Consider the following 16,570-nt stretch of genomic DNA (forward strand, 5'->3'; position numbering starts at 1 on the left):
TTCCCGAAATTCAGGATTTTCGCGATATATCTGCCAATGTAGGATACCACCCAGCCTGCAGTCTCCTTCGAACGCTGAACGATCCAGATCGGACTTGTGCGCTCGGAGCAGCACGCAATCCAAGCCGAACCGGTGCGCAGCGAGCCCGATCTCCATGGCAAGGGTTCGCGCTGCGGGGAGCCCTTCCGAAAAACGATCCCGAGGAGATGGCCATGAGCCCAAATCGCGCGTATCCGGTAACCCGTCATCAGACCAGGACCGTAGATGGGATAAAGATCTTCTACCGCGAGGCTGGTCCAAAGGACGCTCCAGTCGTCCTGTTGCTGCACGGTTTCCCCACGTCCTCGCACATGTTCCGCAATCTGATTCCGTACCTGGCCGACCGTTACCGTGTTATTGCACCGGACTATCCAGGCTACGGCCAGAGCGACGCCCCCGATTCGAATTCCTTCCCATATACCTTCCAGAAGTTCGGCACCTTGATCGACGGCCTGCTCCATCAGTTGGAGGTCCGGCGCTATGCCATGTATGTCATGGATTACGGCGCCCCGGTCGGATGGCAGCTTGCACTGAAGAATCCTGACGCTATTACTGGCCTGATTATCCAGAACGGCAACGCCTACGATGAGGGATTGAAGGAATTCTGGGATCCCATCAAGGTTTACTGGGCCGACGGAAAGAAGGAGAGCCGCGACAAGCTCCTGAATCTGGTCACGCTCGAAACCACGTTGTTCCAATATACGGATGGCGTGTCCGACAAGACTCGTATTTCCCCCGACAATTGGACGCACGACCAGCCGTTGCTGGACCGTCCGGGGAACGCCGATATCCAGATGGACGTGATGTACGACTATCGGAATAACCTTCCTCTATATCCGAAGGTGCAGGCCTGGTTCCGTGACAAGCAGCCGCCGGCGCTCATCATTTGGGGGAAGAACGATTTCATCTTTCCTGAACCGGGCGCGCATCCCTATAAGAAGGATCTCCGGGATATCGAGTTCCATCTGCTCGACACGGGCCACTTCGTGCTTGAAGACAAGGCGGACGAAGTATTCCCCCTTATTCACGACTTCTTGGACCGCAAGATCGCCGGCGCTTAGCCGGATTCAGTACCGCTGGGGAGCAGTTGGTGCCGGGGGGAGCCCCGCCTCCTGTTCAGGGGTGCGGTGCAGGTATATGTGCAACGTTAACCAACCCCGCCGGCGCGCCAACGATGATCCTGGCGCCCAGCTTCAACTCGAAAGGATAGCCGTGACTGAATCCCGCCCTCCGCTCCCACCTTTCACGCTCGAAACGGCGATTCAAAAGGTGCGCATCGCTGAAGATGGCTGGAACAGCTGCAACCCCGAGAAGGTGTCGCTTGGCTACACGGCCGACAGCCATTGGCGCAACCGCAGCGAATTTCTGGTCGGGCGTCAGGCGATCGTCGCATTCCTGAAGCGCAAGTGGGAGCGGGAACTGGACTACCGCCTCATCAAGGAGCTCTGGGCGTTCACTGGCAACCGCATCGCGGTGCGCTTCGCCTACGAATGGCATGACGGCAGTGGTAATTGGTTCCGCTCGTACGGGAACGAGAACTGGCACTACAACGAAGCCGGGCTAATGGAGTACCGCCACGCCTGCATCAATGACGCTCCGATCCGGGAGGGTGATCGCAAGTTCCACTGGGATCGGAAAGGCCCAAGACCCGTGGACCATCCGGGCCTGAGTGACTTCGGGTTCTAGCGCTGCGGATCTCGGACGGCAGCGATCATGGAGCCGACGCCGAGCGTGCAGACATGCGCGCAATTTTCCGATCGAGATACCAGGGGCCGAGAATGGAGCTCAACCGAGCGAACGCCGCCGTGTCTTCGTCGACCCGTAGAACGACGTTCTGAGCATACAAGGGGGATGCCGCAGCGGGACCGCGCCAGCCGAGTCGGGTGGTGGCGATCAAGCAGCATGGTCAACCACCGGTTGCTTGCCCATGCAGTGCTGGCGACCGGCGGAGTGGTGACCAGGATGCGCGGAGCGGCCCGACGTTGTAGCGCGTGCCGTGTGCCCGGTTGTGGGCGAGCGGCTCCAACGGAATATACGCGGTGAACTGAATTGTCCACCAGACGTCCCCGCGCGGCACGGCGCGGTGGCTCAATCTTTAACTGTCGTCCGCACGCACGACGTCGATCAGTTCCTCGGCGTTCATTCTTGCGTCGTCTTCAGCGTCGCGCAGCTTCATCCACGACTTATATTGTTCAGGGTCGAGTATGTCGTTGCGTTCGAAAAAGTCCATCACGGCGCAGTGCGCTTCGTGCCACCGCCGTATCGCCGTTTGCAGTTGGCCAACTTCAGGCATGTCTTCGTGCTCCACAACGCGGCCGACTAGGCGGAAAGTATTTTTTCCGCCAATTGTGCTTCGCGAAAGCCATCCACGATCTCGTGACCGTGCAATATGGCCGCTTCGACGGCCTGGTTCGGCGTGAATACCGATCCGCCGCTGGCAAACCTGGGAACGTCGTGGACAGTCGCGTCCTTATAAGATGCGTCGACCGGCATCACGAGCACATGCGCCGTAAATCCTGAATCGTCACCACCGGCTCCGGCGTGCCGTTGCAGTTTCGCCGTGAGGCGATAGCCTTTATAGACTTCGTTATTGATGTGCATTGCGCACCTCCGCCTTTTGTACCGGCAACGCGATTTGGCGTCGTGTACGAGACCCGGTCGCGGCCGGCCGGTACCGGCCGCAAGGGCCGTTGATCTAGAGAATTCGGATCTTGGTCGCCTGCGGGCCTCGGGGCCCTTGTCCCGGCGTGTAGCTCACGCGCTGGTTTTCCTCGAGGACTTGTTCGCCGTCCCCCAGGATCTCCGACACGTGCGCGAAGAGATCCTTGCCGCCGTTCTCGGGCATGATGAAGCCGAAGCCTCGGTCGGCCTTGAACCATTTGACGATACCTGTTTCCATGCTTTCCCCTTGATATAAGAGCCTGCGTTCGATGACAGACATTCAAGAGAGACAGCGCGCGAAGCGCGTGGAAACGCGGGACCGAGCGGTATCAACAACACTTGAAGAATCCTTGTCCAATATGGGCGCGCGATCTACCTCTGTCAATGTACGTTTCCATTCGACACCATTGGCCCGGTTTCGGGGAGCGATACTTGCTTGCTCCCGTTGACGCGATGCTGGCGCTTCAGTAGTCTCAGGCATTCAATCGCCAGATACAGCCCCACTGACGGTGCGAGTCTTCATACGAGCGTACGCTGCCATTCTGCGTGCTGCGCGTGACCCACTAAGTAATGCGCTTCGGCGGTCGTGCCGCCCATTCGTTTTTCCCTCGATTTTGCGCTACATCCCACGGTTTCGCATTCCCCCAGAATGCGTGTCCGTTCTGACCGCATTGAACATGCGGTCCTCAACATTACCAAAGGCCAAATCCATGAAAACCGCAGCATTCACCGATATCACTACCGCGTCGGATCGATCGAGCAATGCCTCCACCCCCGATTCTTCATCGGAGACGCAGCGTGCTGGTCATCTTTCGCCGGCTCCCGAGCAGCAGAAGCTCGACGAAGCGCGGGAGGTTGCGGCACAAGGCGGTTGAGTTTGCAATAACACTGCGTCGGGCGAGACCCATCTCGCTTTTCCGTTGCGCGAGGCCCCTGGCCTCGCTTTTCATTTGCATGCGGTTTCATCGCCCGCTGCGCGATGCGCCCGATCTCGTCGACCGAAGCGAGGTGCGGGCCGTATCAGGATTCGGGTGGGCAACCCCGTCCACTGGAACTCCATGTTCCCAGGCGAGCCGGCCCCGGCGGCGCCCTGATCTTGCCGGGCGCCTACGTCATGCCGCCTCCCGCACGTCCATCCGGCAATCCACTCGAACTCCTCCACTAAGAAATTTCCTATTTTTCGAGCGCCGTGCGCGGCCTAGACTCCATCCCATTATGGTGTCAGTGTGACTGCATGACAGATGGTCGGACGCCGGCCCCAGGACTGGCCGTCCCACACCGTGTCCCTGCAAGACGATCGCAAAGCGTTGCAGCAACCGCACGATGCGCGTTTCGAAACGCGTAAGGCGGCGCGGCGACGATAGCTGACGGCATCGGCCGCCGCTAGCCCCTCAGGTCACCCCGACTCCTGCGCCTTGGCGTCCTCCCGACGCTCGAACCGTTTTACCAATATCGATCGTTCGAGAGCACTCGGCCGATCTGAGTTTCTATGTCCCAAAGTCTGGATAGGCCCGTTCAAATCCACCTGCTCGGCGAGTTCCAACTCACTGTCGAAGGAGTGGACAAGACTCCCCTCATTGCGTACGCAAAGCCCAAGCTGTTGCTGGCCCTGCTCGCGCTATCGCTCGAGAAAAAGCAGTCTCGCGCCGTACTGGCGGAGCTGCTCTGGCCGAACGGCGCATCGGGCGCCCGCGCCAATCTGCGCCACGCGCTGTGCGTGCTGCGGCAGGTATTGGGTCCGATGGAGAAGGCAGTGCTGGCCACCTCCAGCACGCTTGCGCTGAACAAGGACCTCGTAACGGTCGACGTCCTGGCGCTGTGTGGGATCGGATCCTATGCCAGGCTCAATCTGGAGGATCGGCTGCGCTACGACCGTGGCGAACTCCTGGAGCACTTGGTGACCCCCGTCAATGCCGGGTTGTCGGCATGGCGCATGAGCTGGCAGTCCCGGCTGTCGCAAGAAGTCTCGCAGTGCCGGCAGGCCTATATCGCACGCCTGTGCGATGCCGGTGCAGTGCAGGAGGCCCTGGATAGTGCGCGGCAGTGGGTGCAGATCCATCCAGGCGACGAACATGCGCATCGTGATCTGATCAGGTTGTTGCGCGACAGCGGCCGGCGTGAAGCCGCCATGAAAGCCTACGAGCACTGCGTCGCCGTCATGGGCGAATACTACGGTACGGGTCCTTCCGCCGAAACGCGGTCGCTGCTCGATATGACGCCCGGTTCGGATCGGACGATGCACGCGCCACTCTCCGGAAACGCCGATGCGCGGCCTCTCGCCGTTCTGGCCATCGCGATTGGACCGGCGGCCGACAACATGACGGTCGAAGAGACGCTGGACCAGGTACAGAAAGCGCGGCGTCGGATCATACGCTTGGCGCAGGCGGCTGGAAGGCGTGTATGCCTGGGCGCGGATGGCAACCTGGCGATCCTGTTCGGCTATCCGAGTCTCAACGAACGCGCGGCGGAGTCCGCTGCGCGGTTGGCATGCCTGATCCAGCGTTTCGGCGTGACGTCACAGGTGTCGGTTGGAATGGGTATACACGCCGACCTCGCCTGCGTGCCGCCGGACAATGGTGCGCTTCCCATGATGCTGGTGGGGCAGCGGGCGCTCCGGCTCGCCTATCTGGCCGAATCCGGCGAAACGCTGGTAACCGAATCGGCGCAGGCGCGCCTGAGCGATCGCTTCACCGTCCGTTGCGACCAGCGCTATGGCCTGCGTGTGGGCCTGCTCGAAGGTCAGGCCCAGAACATTACGGTGCACCGCATGTTCGGCCGGACAACAGAGTTCGATATTCTCGTGCGCCGTTGGAACAGCCTGCGAGGCGGGACGCGGCCGCATGTAATGTATTTGCGCGGCGAACAAGGAATAGGCAAATCTCTGCTTGCACAGGTATTCGCCGAGTATGTCCGCCGTGGGGGTGGAGCGGTCGTGTCGTTGCGCTGCGACCAGGAAAACCGCCACATGGAACTCCACCCCTTCCATGAATACCTGCTGCAGCGCCTCGCGGCGCATAATGCCGCGCATGACGCGGCACGGGATGCCGCCCAAGATGGCCCTGACGTTGACAGCGGCGACGAGGATACGTCGCGTTGCTGCCGTGCCATGGAGTCGCTGGGGTACAGGATAGGCCTGGACAAGGCAGCCAGCGCCAGTTTGGCGGATCACTTCGTCACCCTGCGTGGCGCGGCGGCGAGCGGCGGTACGGGCAATGTTGCGGCAACCTCTCTGTTCGGGCCGTTGTCGACCCTGCTGCTGCATGTTGAAACGCCGGGCCAGCCCCTCCTGCTTATGGTCGATGACGCTCAGTGGGCGGACGACGCCACGCGGAATTTGCTGCGGGCCTTGCTTTTGCAGGTGCGGCAACAGCCGGTGATGATGCTTCTGTGCGGGCGCGATCTGGACCGGGCATTGCCGGCGGACGAAACCATCACCATGCCGCCGCTCAGGCGCGACGCCATGATGCAATTGGTGAGCTGTCGCAGCAAGGACACCCGCTTGTCTCCCAAACTTCGCCGGCGCATTGTCGAAAGCGCGCGCGGCGTGCCGCTGTACGCGGAGCAGATGGTCCGCCAGAGCCCGTCGGTCATCGATGACGAGCCGACGCCGTTAATCCTCGATCTCCTCGCAGCGCGGGCGATGCACGAGCGCGAAGACGAGGCCGATACGGCGATCTCAAGAGCCGACCCGGAGCTCTCCATGCCGTTTCTGGAAGCCGACTGATCGCTCCGTGTAACCGGCCTGGGCCGCGTGCCGTGCGCGGCGGCCGGGAATCGGAACTCCCCATGGGGCGATGACACAGACCGAACCCCACGATCACGCCGAGGTTCGGTCATGCAGCAAACATCTTGCACTGGAGCGCAACATGGACGCGCGTAGTCTGATTGCGCTATTTGGCGAGGAAAGCGGCGTCCCGCTCGTCCTGGGCGACTCCGGCACCATAGACCTGATATTCGAAAACGACATTACCCTGACGCTAGAGCATGATGACCCTCAGGACATCCTGCATGCGTATGTAGTGATCGGCAACGAGCCGCTGGAAACCGATCAGTGTCTTGCCCTTTATCGTGCCCTGTTATCCGCGAACGCCTTCGGGCATGAGACGGAAGGCGCGACCTTGTCGCTGGATGAGCGTACGGGCGAGGTCCTCCTTACGCGGCGACTGGAACTTGCGGATGCTGCGGTCAGCCAGCTCCGTCGCATCGTCGAAACCATGGTCGATGTCGCCGTCGCTTGGCGGGAGAGGATCAACGCGCCAAGCAGCAGTGATGCCCTTTCTGGCTCCGCCGCAATAGCAGCGCCTCTGCAGGGGCGCAGGCCAGGCTTGCGTGCCTGAGCGTCGCTGAGCGCCTGCCGCCACGGCGCAGCCGGTCCAACCTCGAACAAGTGCAACGTTGTGCCGGTTCCACCGACCTCCGCTGTATCGAAGCCGCACGCCTGTGGAGCCACATCGTCCGCTCCAATGCGTGGAGTCGTTTGCCGTCCGGGCCGGCCTCGCGCCTCGGGTGCGCCCAGGCACCTGCCCCGATGGTATGCGCTGTGCTGTGTTGCCGTTGACACGCCGCGCAGGGCCGCGGTCGATTCCTTTGCAAGCCGCACTGGCAGATCCCGCGCAGGGTACGATCTGTTCAATGCATTGGCTGCCCCACGGGGGCGTGGTCCATCGCCCGATATTGCCGTGGCGTTGAGGCGGACCATCATCGACTTGCAAATTGCCCCGGTGGATTACCCTTTCGAGCAGCACGTTGACAACTTTCTGCAGGCTGGCTTGTCCACTGTTTCCGCCGATGCCCTGGTTCGCCTGCGGACCAATATCTTGGTTCATATGGACGAGACCTGCTTGTGTCCGGCGCAGGATGTGCCCCTGGATGTTGGACAAAACTTGCTCGCCGCGATGTTTCGGAAGGTCGATGGAGAGCTCGCCTATCGGCGCGTCGCCGAGCCGCTTATCCGCCTGATGGACGGGCTCGCCCGGGCCGACGGTAGCGAGGCATCGCGGTGCAGGCTGTACGACTTCTCCGATTGGTTGGCGGTTGTCCTGGATTCCGGGGACGATTGGACCGAACCGATCTCGCGTGCGCTGCGTGCGGTGCCGGACACCCAGATCGAGCGCCTGGTCCAGATGGTGTCCCACCTGCCCGGCGACGATCGTGAAACGCCGTATCGGCGCCTGTCCCGCCTCTTGTCCCCAAGATCCAACGTACCCCGCCAGTCTGAGCGCGATGCGCGGATTCCGGCGTTGCTGTGTCGAGCCCTCGTTCAATGCATGTTGGATCGTCTTGACGACGAGTTGTCCGCGTGTGCGGTAGCCCTGCGCGAAACCGCGCATCCTGAACAGGAAGCCAGAGCTGCTCTCCAGCGCCTTGGGTGTCGTCTGGATGGCAGCAGCCGGTTCGGCGCGCACCACTTGATTCCCCTCGCACTGCTCGAGCCATACTGCGATGCATTGTGCGCGAAAGCCATCGTATCGGCGGGGCCTGAAGCATTCGGTCGCTATAGACCGTTGGTCCGTGATTCCGCGCTGGCAGGTCTGTTGGACTCGATCAAGTATTCGGGGGCGCCCGTAGTGCCCTTGGACCAAGTTGAGGCCGTGGTATCCGAACCGCTGTCCGAACGCATGCATGGCTCCGCCGAATCCATTTCCAATCAACCGGCTACGCCGGCATCCGATACAGTCTCCAGCACTGTACTACCCGATGGTGCCCATCCCTTGTCGCGAAGACCGCCCTGCGGGCTGGGCCCGCGACATGGCGCGACCTTGCGGGCGGAGCTATGTCGCCTACCCGGCGCGCAACCCTTATTGCCGGTCGAGGTCAGGGATGTGGCTGGTGCGACGCGGACGCTATCGCTGGGCCGGCAATTTCATGCGGACGCGATCGACCGGCCTAGCGTGTCATTTTCAGTTGGCGGGGTGTCGGCGGACGGTAGCCCAGTGTATTTCGCATTTCCCTCCGGACTTGCCGGTTCGCTTCGCACTGCGGCGCTGCAAGCCGGTGTATGGGCCTTGTGCCGAGTGGCGGGTGAGTATGCTGAACTGCTGACGCGGATCATGACGCAACAGACCTCGGGTGCTCTCTGCGCCGGGCTCCAGCAATTGGGAGCGGAATCGCCGATTCGGATGGCCGACGGGGTTGCATTCATCCCGGGCGGGGCGGCATCGCTGCATTTTGATGTCGTGCGACGTCCGGACGGCTGCTTCCGGATCGACGCGACAATACAGTTTGCTCGGCTGGAGTCCGGCACACGGGTGTACGCGGACAGCGTGGAATCCGCGCAACTCGATCCTTCGCGCAGCTACTTCCGGGCCACCTTCGGCTTGCTGCTGTATCCATCGCGTCCACGTCTCGACCTGGTCGAGCCGGTTGCGTTCGACTATGCGCTTGTCCGTTCAGATTAAACCCATATCCTTGGCATGCGCGTATAGTTCGGCATCGTTGCGCGCCGCCAGTTTGCGCATGGCGTCTTTCTTTTGTCGGCTGGTCGTTTTGGCGCTTACGCCAAGGATCTCGGCAATCTGGTTGTTCGTATACCCGCTGGCGAATAATCGCACTACCTCGGTCTCCCGGGGCGACAGTTGGGCGGGAGCCGCCACGCGGGTTCGGACCACGCCCAGCGCGGCGAATTCGCGCTGGATATTGTCGGTGTAATAGGTTTGTCCTCTTGCAGCGCGCTGCACCGCCGTGGTGATCTCCTTGATCGCCGCGCTTTTCTCTACGAGCGCGAGAACCCCCGTCTGCATGATGGGTGACATAAGCGCCGGCGTGGCGATTTTGGTCAACACTACGATGCGGACGTCCGGAAACCGCTCCTTCAGCCGCAGCAGCATGACCAGGCCGTCGGGATGCTCCTGGCCGGGCATCGAGAAGTCCGTCACCAGTACGTCGCAGCTGTGCTGCGCAAGGCAATCAACCAGGCTGTCCGGGGAGTCCGCTGTCGCGACGATGCGGATGTCGGGAGTTGCTTCCAGAACCTGTTTTATACCGAGCAGAACGATCGGATGGTCGTCTGCGAGGATGACACGAATCATTGTGTTGGCGCTTGTGCGTGGCGCTTCGGCGCCATGCCGGCGCCAAGCATTGAACAAAGGGCATGCGCCCTATGCGAAGCGGCTGCCATTGGCCACTGCGACATAAAAGCCGCCACACTCGCTGGCGTGGCAACCATAAGTGTCACCCCGGTACCGTGTAAGGTTCGTTAATACGGGTTTCTTGGTTGTCTCCAACCGAGCGGGCCGGATAGCTGCCCGCCGCCTGGCTGCACTAGGACATTCCGCCATCGCCCGCGTTCGCAGGATGGGCATCATCGTCCTGGAAAGGGAAGGGTTGTTCCGGCGCCGCCGTGCGGCACCGGCGCCTGTAAGCGCTGGGCGTAATGCCCTGATCGCGGTGAAAGGCGACCGAAAAGTTGCAAACGCTGCGAAAACCGACGTGGTTGGCGACATCCCGAACCGGCATGCCGGTTTCGGCCAATAACCTGCGCGCCGTTTCCATCTTCTGCCCAAAGATCACTTTATGGGCGGACTTTCCCATTTTCGCCTTGAACAGTGCCGACAGCTTCCGCTCGTTGGTGCCCACTTCGCGTGCCAACTGGCGGACGGTATGTATGGCTCCAACGTCATGCGCGATCGCAGCGAGGGCATTGCGTAGCAGGTGATCATCGCCAGCCGCCGCGTGGCCCGCGGAGCCTGCGTCGATTACTCGACCCTGCCGATTACGCAGGTGCACCGATATGCGGGCGAGCAGCTCTTCCGGATAAAGCGGCTTGGTGATGCAATCGACAGCACCAAGCGCGAAGGCTTCGCTGCTTGTACTCTGTCGCGCTTCATCAAGCAGGAAAATCAGCGGGATGGCACTCGTGTCGGGTGCTTGCATGAGCAGTCGCCCCATCATGAAGGAATCCATGCCACGCATCGCGGCATCCAGAAGGATGATGTCCGGATGCCAGGCCTGGGCATGGTAGTAGCCTTGCCATCCGGAGGCCAGGGTGACGCGGAACAACTGGCTGCGCAGAAAATCGACTGTGGCGCGCAGCATTTGCGGGTCGTCCGACACGACCAGTACGTGTGAAGGGCGCCGGAAAGTGCTGACGGTGCGCTGGACATGCTCCAACGATGTCCGAGCCTCTGTATTCTGCGATTTGGCCGAGGGAGTCGGCCGCGACATGGAAGATAGGTTCACATCGTGTCCTTTGCGGTTAGGTCACCGGGAATTCGCATCAGGGCCATGCGCGAGTGCGAAGTCGGTTTTATCCTAAGGCGTGGCGGATCCTGCGGCGTTTGAAATTGCGCGAAGGATTTTTGAAATTGCAGTTTCAATCGTCCCGGCGGCCTTGAACTGCGCCGAGCCGCATACCGTTGGCGCCCACAACCCCCCTCCTGAAGGCGACCGGGCTGCAGCCCAGCTCACGGCGGAAGGCTGATGCAAAATTCGCGGCGCTGGAAAAGCCTAATTGGTCCGCGATTTCCGCCACCGTAAGGGAGCGGTCCTGCAGCAAGGTCCTTGCCTTATCCATACGCTGGTCGCGAAGAAAATCGTGCACCGTTTTTCCGAGCAGCGTCCGGAAGGCGTTGGTCAGGCGCTTTTCGTTTACCCCGATTAATCGGGCCAGCAGCTTTTGCGAGGGCGCGTCGCAAAGATGTTCAGACAGGTACTGGGTGGTGGCGTTGACGATCGCATGTTCGTTTGAGATCGACAGCGAGCGCGGTCCAAGACCGGGGCCCGGTCTACCGTCGTGACGGGCGCTGTCGGCCAGCGATATTTGCGCACCGGCGTCCGGCTCGTGCGGTCCTTGGCGTCGCTGCAATTGGACGCGGATACGAGCCAGAACATCATCCGGGCTGTACGGCTTGGTCACATAATCGACAGCCCCCGCCCCGAATCCTTTCAGCCGTTCGTCCAATGTCGCGGACGCCGTCACGAAGAGCACCGGGATGTTGGCGGTGCGCGGATTCTCCTTCAGCATCCGGCATGTCGCATACCCGTCGAGCCGCGGCATCGATGCGTCAAGGAGTATGGCGTCTGGCGGAGGGTCCGCCACCGCGCGTTCGTAGCCTTGTTTCCCGTTCAGGGCCACCATTAGCTTGAAGTTCTCCTGCCTCAAGAGCTGTACCAGGAGCCTGAGGTCCGCCGGGCTGTCATCGATCAAAAGTAGCCGGCCGCTTCGTTCAACGGTATTGTTCAGCACCATAATTTGCTCCTCCTCCAGAGGCATGCACTGTCACAGCGCCGTTACTATGGTGTGCATTGGTATAGCAATTATTAACATACTGGAACCGACATTTCTACCGCCTAAGGATGATAACTATAGTTTTTTTGTGTAAATCGAACATCCGAGGGCAATTCGATGCGGAATTTGTATTGAGTCGGAGTCAAATATGCCTCTCTGCAGCCGGCCGACACGAAACCGTTCGTTTCGCCGTAAAAGAGACGTAAGCTATTTCCACGGTGCTAATTAATTGCCCGTACGGCGCGATAATGTATCGGGATGGGTACAAACCTTATGCGGTTCTGGGCGGCGCCGCGGCGCTCGATTTTCGACAAGCACCGAAAATCTCGCTATTCCCAGAAGAGGGCATTTAAGTTGAGCAGAATAATTTGTACCGACTGAGATATGAATCCCTATTATCGGGAGCGCAGCGGCAGTGCCTGCCTGGGCCGTTTATCAGAGGGACGCATGGCAGGATGGCCGTTGCGGGACTCAGAGGGGAGGGCACGGCAGCAGGCGTACGTGTGGGCGTCAGGAACGCCAGGACGATACCAGGGGAGGCGGGGCGGCAGTTGCAGGATTCGACGATCTTGCAACCGGGGCCCGATAGGCGGCGGCGTCGCGCCGCCACGCAAGGGGAGCGTCAGGGGGTGCGGTTAAGGAATGCGTCTGCCCCGGTCATTACGGAATGCAGTTGCGGATGACTTCCTTGCACACGGAGCCTTTCCACTTGGTCTCCGTCGTTTTCAAGCCCATGCGAACCTGTACGCTCGTGGCAATGTCCTGGTAGGCCAAATAGTCCGGTACGGATACAGCGTCCAGATTCATGTTCTGCTGGAACATGTCGTCCGCCTTGCGTGTATCGTTGATGAGCTGGCTGAATCCGGAGTCGGGTATACGCGATATCGTCATGCTGGTTTTACCTCGTGGTGGAAGCAAGGTGGAAGTCGGGGCTGCGCGCGCGCGCACTGCCAGGGCCACGCTGCGCCAGGACATCCTGGGCTGCGCTCGCCGCATCCGACAGTGCGCGCAAAGCTGCGAATTCGTCGGGTGGCAAGCTGGTACGCATGAGACCCTGCGCGGACTGTTCGAGGCGCTGCATCTGCGCGACGAGCTTGGCGAGCGATTCGGGGGTGGCATCGTGGCCGAACACTGTCAGGGCCATAGCCAGATCCGTTGAAAGGGCCATTGAGTTCATGAAAGTGGCTGCATGATGGGATGTGCGGAGTGTATGGTTCTATCGAGGAATGACGGTCGTGCGCGGACCTTCAAAGGTGATGCTGCCGTCTTCGATAGCTGTCAGGCGATAGCCGCCGTAAGTGCCACCGATCACGACTTTTGTTCCGTCCCTCAGCATCAGCCATGGCGAGTCGCCACTGATGACGCTATGGATGGTGAAAGGCGGCGCAGACGGCGGTGCTTCAACGGTATTCGTGACGACAAGCGCATTCAGATAGGTGTCGTTCAGCGTCTCGACGAGTGAGTTCAGCCGCGTCCTGCGCATTTCATCGAGCTCGGTCGTACCGATGATGATTCTCTGCTCCGACCATCCAACGGAAATCTCTCCCACATCGGCGCGCAAGGCCGCAGCTTGCACAGCAGCTTCGACCTCCGGCACAAGCATGATCCGCGCCGTGCCTGGAGCGTACCCTGCGATAGCAGATGTCCAACGTTGGACGGCTTCATCGCGGATCGCCTGGGAAGCGGCGATGCCTCGTACCGTGAAAGTCCCCGCGGCTTGATAATCGACGGCGACCCGGATGTCGAGGTCGCGCACAAACGATACGATTTCGTCACGTACGCGCGCCTGGTTCTCGAGTTTCAGCAGTGGGCCCGGCCATATCGACGCCAGCGCGGCCGCGAGTCGGTCATGCTCGGCGTCGTCATGGACCCAGCCCGTCACCCACACATGCTGATCTTCCGACAGGTACGCCGACACGCGATCCTGCAGGCCCAGATGCCGCAGCGCACGCCGTGTCGCGTCCAAGGCCTCGGCGACGCTGCTGGGCGGCGCCGCGCCCTGCAGGGGGCGTGGCGTAACGGACGGAGAAAAGGAAGCCACCGCGACGCCGCCGAATACCAGGATGGCAAGGATACCGGCGACCGCCCACAGCGTTCCTGTGCGCCTGCCTTCGCGCATCGGAAACGGCCCGGGCGGCATATTGTCCGGCCCGCCTCTCCTGGGCGGTGGACCGTCGTCGGCAGAGCTGCGGGCCTGCTTGGCGCAGGACTCTGCCGAGGTGGCCTCGACATGTTGTGGCCAAGGTGTATCCACGGTTGAGACTGTCAAGCTGACCGTTCCGATCCGGCCTGCCGCATTGAAAGCCAACGGTGTGTCCGCGCCTGTCTCTTCGCCGGCCGGCCGCAGGCACCATGCAGCCGGGCCGATGTGAATCGCCGCCGCGTGCGCGGCAATTCCAGCGTCGGCGAGCACGATGTCGCATTCGGTGTCCGAGCCTATGGTGGCGCCGTCCTGCACCGGACACCGTGCGCCGCGGTGCAGGCCCGTAAGCACGCGGAGCTCCAGAGTCTGGCTCATGACGGTGCCTGCTCAGAGGGCGCGCGGCCGCAAGTCATAGATCCACCCGTGCGAGGGGTTGCACGTTGATCTGGGGAAGCAGCTCCTGGTAGGACAGAACGGGAAGGTGCACCATATCCTGCTCGATCAACTTCCTCACATATCGGCGGATATCCATTGACGTCAGCATGACGGGCCTTGCCACGGTGCTGCTCAGCGTCCCGACCGTGCGCTGTATGCTGTCGAGCAGGGCCTGGGATTGATCCGGCTCCATGGCCAGATAGCTCCCGGCCGCAGTCTGCCGGATCGCGTCGCGTACCAGATCCTCAACGTCCGGCGCCAGGAGGTAGGCGGGAAGAAAGTTCTGGCCGTTCGAGTATTTATGGCTGATATAGCGTTTGAGCGCGATACGCACATACTCGGTCAACAACACCGTGTCTTTCTCTTTCTGCGCCCATTCGACCAGGGCCTCCAGTACGGCACGCATGTCGCGGATCGATATGTCTTCGGAGACGAGCCGTTGGAGGACCTCGGCGATCTTCTGTATCGGCATCACGCGTTGCGTCTCCTTGACCAGTTCAGGGAATTTTTCCTCCATCGCGGTCAAAAGCAGCCGGGTTTCCTGGATACCGAGGAAATACGAGGCGTGCTTGCGCAGCACAATGGACAGATGCCAATTCGGCACCTGGTGCATCTCCAGATACGGCACGCCCAGGCTTGTCATGGTGGGAGCGTGCTCCTGCCTGACCCAGAAAGCCGATTCGTTGGACAGAGCGCCGACGTCGCGCTCATGCGGTATTCCAGCCGCCTCGAGGTTGCGCTGTCCTTCGCGCACCAGCAGCCATCCAGGTCTCAATACGCCGCGTGCGATGGGCACTTCGAACAGCAGAATCTGATAGGTATGTTCCTGCAAGTGCTTCGCGGCGCGCAGTTGGACGTCCGGAAACGGCACGCCCAGGTCTTGATAGGCCGCATACCGCACGGCAGGGAACTCGTCCGCGATGGTTTGATCGCCTATGGATCCGAGGGATACGTGCGCGACCTCCAATACCAGTGGAGCCGCAGGGGAAAAGGCAGAGCCGGCGTCGCCAGGCGCCGGCCTGTCCGTGGCATCGGCATGGCCGCCAGTGTCCCCGAGGGTCGATCCCGGTGCAGCTGATTTGCGCTTGGCGCGCGTATTACGCATAAGGACAAATCCCAGAGCGCCCAGCCCCGTACCGAGGGTCAGGAAAACGAGGGTCGGCATGCCTGGAATGAGGCCCATGCCGACAGCGACGACGGCGGCGATACTGAGCGCACGGGGGTGAGCGGTGACTTGAGCGCCGATGTCGTTGCCAACGTTGGATGGTTTGTCGCCAGTCGGGACACGGGTCACGATGATACCGGCGCATATCGCGGTGAGCAGGGCCGGTATCTGCGAAATGAGACCGTCTCCGATGCTCAGGATGGAATACGTCGTTGCGGCGTCGCCCATGGACATGCCGCGCTGGACTGTGCCGATAAACAACCCGCCCAGAAGGTTGACCGCCGCGATGATCAATCCCGCGATCGCATCGCCCTTGACGAACTTCATCGCGCCGTCCATGGCGCCGTACAACTGGCTTTCTTTCTCGACGATGGACCGCCTGCGACGGGCTTCGTCCATCTGAATGGCGCCGGCCCGTAGATCGGCGTCGATAGACATCTGCTTGCCGGGCATGCCATCGAGGGAGAAGCGGGCGGCCACCTCGGCCACGCGTTCAGATCCCTTGGTGATAACGATGAACTGGACGACGGTCAGTATGAGAAATACAACCAGTCCAACCACGAGGTTGCCGCCCACCACGAAGTTTCCGAATGTCTCGATGATATGGCCGGCGTCGCCGTCCAGCAGAATAAGGCGCGTCGTGGATACCGAGATTCCGAGGCGAAACAAGGTCGAGATAAGAAGGACGGCGGGAAACGACGAAAAGGACAGCGGAGAAGGAAGATAGATGGCCACCATCAACAGCACACATGACACCGTGATGTTGGTGCCGATCAGCATATCCATGATGGCCGTCGGCATAGGCAGGATCATCATGAAGACGATGGCCATGACCGTGGCGGCCAGCAGGATGTCGTTCCGTCCGAGGGCGGCGGTGATAATGCGTCGAAGCGCTTGCATG

16 protein-coding genes are annotated in these 16,570 nt (G+C 61.2%); 6 read left to right on the forward strand and 10 right to left on the reverse strand.

Translation table 11 applies throughout. The annotated features are described in order from the left end of the window. Positions 1-212: 212 nt before the first annotated feature. On the forward strand, positions 213-1,100 hold the full coding sequence (locus BAU07_RS06145; protein ID WP_232338258.1) for an alpha/beta fold hydrolase: 888 nt from the start codon (positions 213-215) through the stop codon (positions 1,098-1,100). A gap of 151 nt (positions 1,101-1,251) precedes the next feature. Then, positions 1,252-1,725 (forward strand): nuclear transport factor 2 family protein, encoded by a 474-nt coding sequence (locus BAU07_RS06150; protein WP_066655010.1) that lies wholly within the window; start codon positions 1,252-1,254, stop codon positions 1,723-1,725. Positions 1,726-2,134: 409 nt separating this feature from the next. Here BAU07_RS06150 and BAU07_RS06155 read toward each other — a convergent pair whose 3' ends face one another. The 3 genes from BAU07_RS06155 to BAU07_RS06165 all read right to left on the reverse strand — a co-directional run bounded on the left by BAU07_RS06155 (position 2,135) and on the right by BAU07_RS06165 (position 2,938). Then, positions 2,135-2,332 (reverse strand): hypothetical protein, encoded by a 198-nt coding sequence (locus BAU07_RS06155; protein ID WP_066655012.1) that lies wholly within the window; start codon positions 2,330-2,332, stop codon positions 2,135-2,137. A gap of 26 nt (positions 2,333-2,358) precedes the next feature. Next, the gene (locus BAU07_RS06160; protein ID WP_066655014.1) at positions 2,359-2,640 is read right to left on the reverse strand and encodes a hypothetical protein; all 282 of its coding nucleotides are present in this window, start codon (positions 2,638-2,640) and stop codon (positions 2,359-2,361) included. Between the two features lie 94 nt (positions 2,641-2,734). Then, entirely contained in the window at positions 2,735-2,938 is a 204-nt protein-coding gene (locus BAU07_RS06165; protein WP_066655016.1) for a cold-shock protein, read from the reverse strand. A gap of 472 nt (positions 2,939-3,410) precedes the next feature. Here BAU07_RS06165 and BAU07_RS27070 point away from each other — a divergent pair, with 472 nt between their 5' ends. From BAU07_RS27070 to BAU07_RS06180, 4 genes are all read left to right on the forward strand, one after another. Continuing rightward, entirely contained in the window at positions 3,411-3,575 is a 165-nt protein-coding gene (locus BAU07_RS27070; RefSeq protein ID WP_157122016.1) for a hypothetical protein, read from the forward strand. Between the two features lie 614 nt (positions 3,576-4,189). Further along, positions 4,190-6,424, forward strand: coding sequence for an AAA family ATPase (locus BAU07_RS06170; protein ID WP_084025406.1), 2,235 nt, complete (start codon positions 4,190-4,192; stop codon positions 6,422-6,424). Between the two features lie 142 nt (positions 6,425-6,566). After that, the gene (locus BAU07_RS06175; protein ID WP_066655020.1) at positions 6,567-7,037 is read left to right on the forward strand and encodes a type III secretion system chaperone; all 471 of its coding nucleotides are present in this window, start codon (positions 6,567-6,569) and stop codon (positions 7,035-7,037) included. A gap of 384 nt (positions 7,038-7,421) precedes the next feature. Further along, positions 7,422-9,098, forward strand: coding sequence for a hypothetical protein (locus tag BAU07_RS06180; protein ID WP_157122020.1), 1,677 nt, complete (start codon positions 7,422-7,424; stop codon positions 9,096-9,098). On the opposite strand, the gene BAU07_RS06185 is transcribed toward BAU07_RS06180, so the two are convergent. The 7 genes from BAU07_RS06185 to sctV all read right to left on the reverse strand — a co-directional run bounded on the left by BAU07_RS06185 (position 9,090) and on the right by sctV (position 16,569). Continuing rightward, a complete protein-coding gene (locus BAU07_RS06185) occupies positions 9,090-9,728 on the reverse strand; it encodes a response regulator (RefSeq protein ID WP_066655023.1) in 639 nt (212 codons plus the stop codon). The genes BAU07_RS06180 and BAU07_RS06185 overlap by 9 nt on opposite strands. 232 nt (positions 9,729-9,960) lie before the next feature. Continuing rightward, positions 9,961-10,878, reverse strand: coding sequence for a response regulator transcription factor (locus tag BAU07_RS06190; protein ID WP_157122023.1), 918 nt, complete (start codon positions 10,876-10,878; stop codon positions 9,961-9,963). A gap of 133 nt (positions 10,879-11,011) precedes the next feature. Then, positions 11,012-11,887 carry a response regulator transcription factor gene (locus BAU07_RS06195; RefSeq protein ID WP_066655031.1) on the reverse strand — a complete coding sequence of 292 codons (876 nt, stop codon included), beginning with the start codon at positions 11,885-11,887 and terminating at the stop codon, positions 11,012-11,014. 699 nt (positions 11,888-12,586) lie between these two features. After that, positions 12,587-12,817, reverse strand: a complete 231-nt coding sequence (locus tag BAU07_RS06200) for a hypothetical protein (RefSeq protein ID WP_066655033.1) — start codon at positions 12,815-12,817, stop codon at positions 12,587-12,589. Positions 12,818-12,824: 7 nt separating this feature from the next. Beyond that, positions 12,825-13,103 carry a hypothetical protein gene (locus BAU07_RS06205; protein WP_157122029.1) on the reverse strand — a complete coding sequence of 93 codons (279 nt, stop codon included), beginning with the start codon at positions 13,101-13,103 and terminating at the stop codon, positions 12,825-12,827. 39 nt (positions 13,104-13,142) lie between these two features. Continuing rightward, entirely contained in the window at positions 13,143-14,444 is a 1,302-nt protein-coding gene (sctD, locus tag BAU07_RS06210) for a type III secretion system inner membrane ring subunit SctD (RefSeq protein WP_084025412.1), read from the reverse strand. 34 nt (positions 14,445-14,478) lie between these two features. Then, a complete protein-coding gene (gene sctV / locus BAU07_RS06215) occupies positions 14,479-16,569 on the reverse strand; it encodes a type III secretion system export apparatus subunit SctV (protein ID WP_066655039.1) in 2,091 nt (696 codons plus the stop codon). Position 16,570: the final 1 nt, after the last annotated feature.

The sequence above is a fragment of the Bordetella flabilis genome (genome assembly GCF_001676725.1).
Taxonomy (GTDB): Bacteria; Pseudomonadota; Gammaproteobacteria; order Burkholderiales; family Burkholderiaceae_B; genus Bordetella_C; species Bordetella_C flabilis.

Coding starts and splice junctions, on each gene's coding strand:
- BAU07_RS06205 (WP_157122029.1), bottom strand. CDS start 13,103: ATGAACTCAATGGCCCTTTCAACGGATCTGGCTATGGCCCTGACAGTG.
- BAU07_RS27070 (WP_157122016.1), top strand. CDS start 3,411: ATGAAAACCGCAGCATTCACCGATATCACTACCGCGTCGGATCGATCG.
- BAU07_RS06195 (WP_066655031.1), bottom strand. CDS start 11,887: ATGGTGCTGAACAATACCGTTGAACGAAGCGGCCGGCTACTTTTGATC.
- BAU07_RS06165 (WP_066655016.1), bottom strand. CDS start 2,938: ATGGAAACAGGTATCGTCAAATGGTTCAAGGCCGACCGAGGCTTCGGC.
- BAU07_RS06160 (WP_066655014.1), bottom strand. CDS start 2,640: ATGCACATCAATAACGAAGTCTATAAAGGCTATCGCCTCACGGCGAAA.
- BAU07_RS06155 (WP_066655012.1), bottom strand. CDS start 2,332: ATGCCTGAAGTTGGCCAACTGCAAACGGCGATACGGCGGTGGCACGAA.
- BAU07_RS06200 (WP_066655033.1), bottom strand. CDS start 12,817: ATGACGATATCGCGTATACCCGACTCCGGATTCAGCCAGCTCATCAAC.
- sctV (WP_066655039.1), bottom strand. CDS start 16,569: ATGCAAGCGCTTCGACGCATTATCACCGCCGCCCTCGGACGGAACGAC.
- sctD (WP_084025412.1), bottom strand. CDS start 14,444: ATGAGCCAGACTCTGGAGCTCCGCGTGCTTACGGGCCTGCACCGCGGC.
- BAU07_RS06175 (WP_066655020.1), top strand. CDS start 6,567: ATGGACGCGCGTAGTCTGATTGCGCTATTTGGCGAGGAAAGCGGCGTC.
- BAU07_RS06170 (WP_084025406.1), top strand. CDS start 4,190: ATGTCCCAAAGTCTGGATAGGCCCGTTCAAATCCACCTGCTCGGCGAG.
- BAU07_RS06145 (WP_232338258.1), top strand. CDS start 213: ATGAGCCCAAATCGCGCGTATCCGGTAACCCGTCATCAGACCAGGACC.
- BAU07_RS06185 (WP_066655023.1), bottom strand. CDS start 9,728: ATGATTCGTGTCATCCTCGCAGACGACCATCCGATCGTTCTGCTCGGT.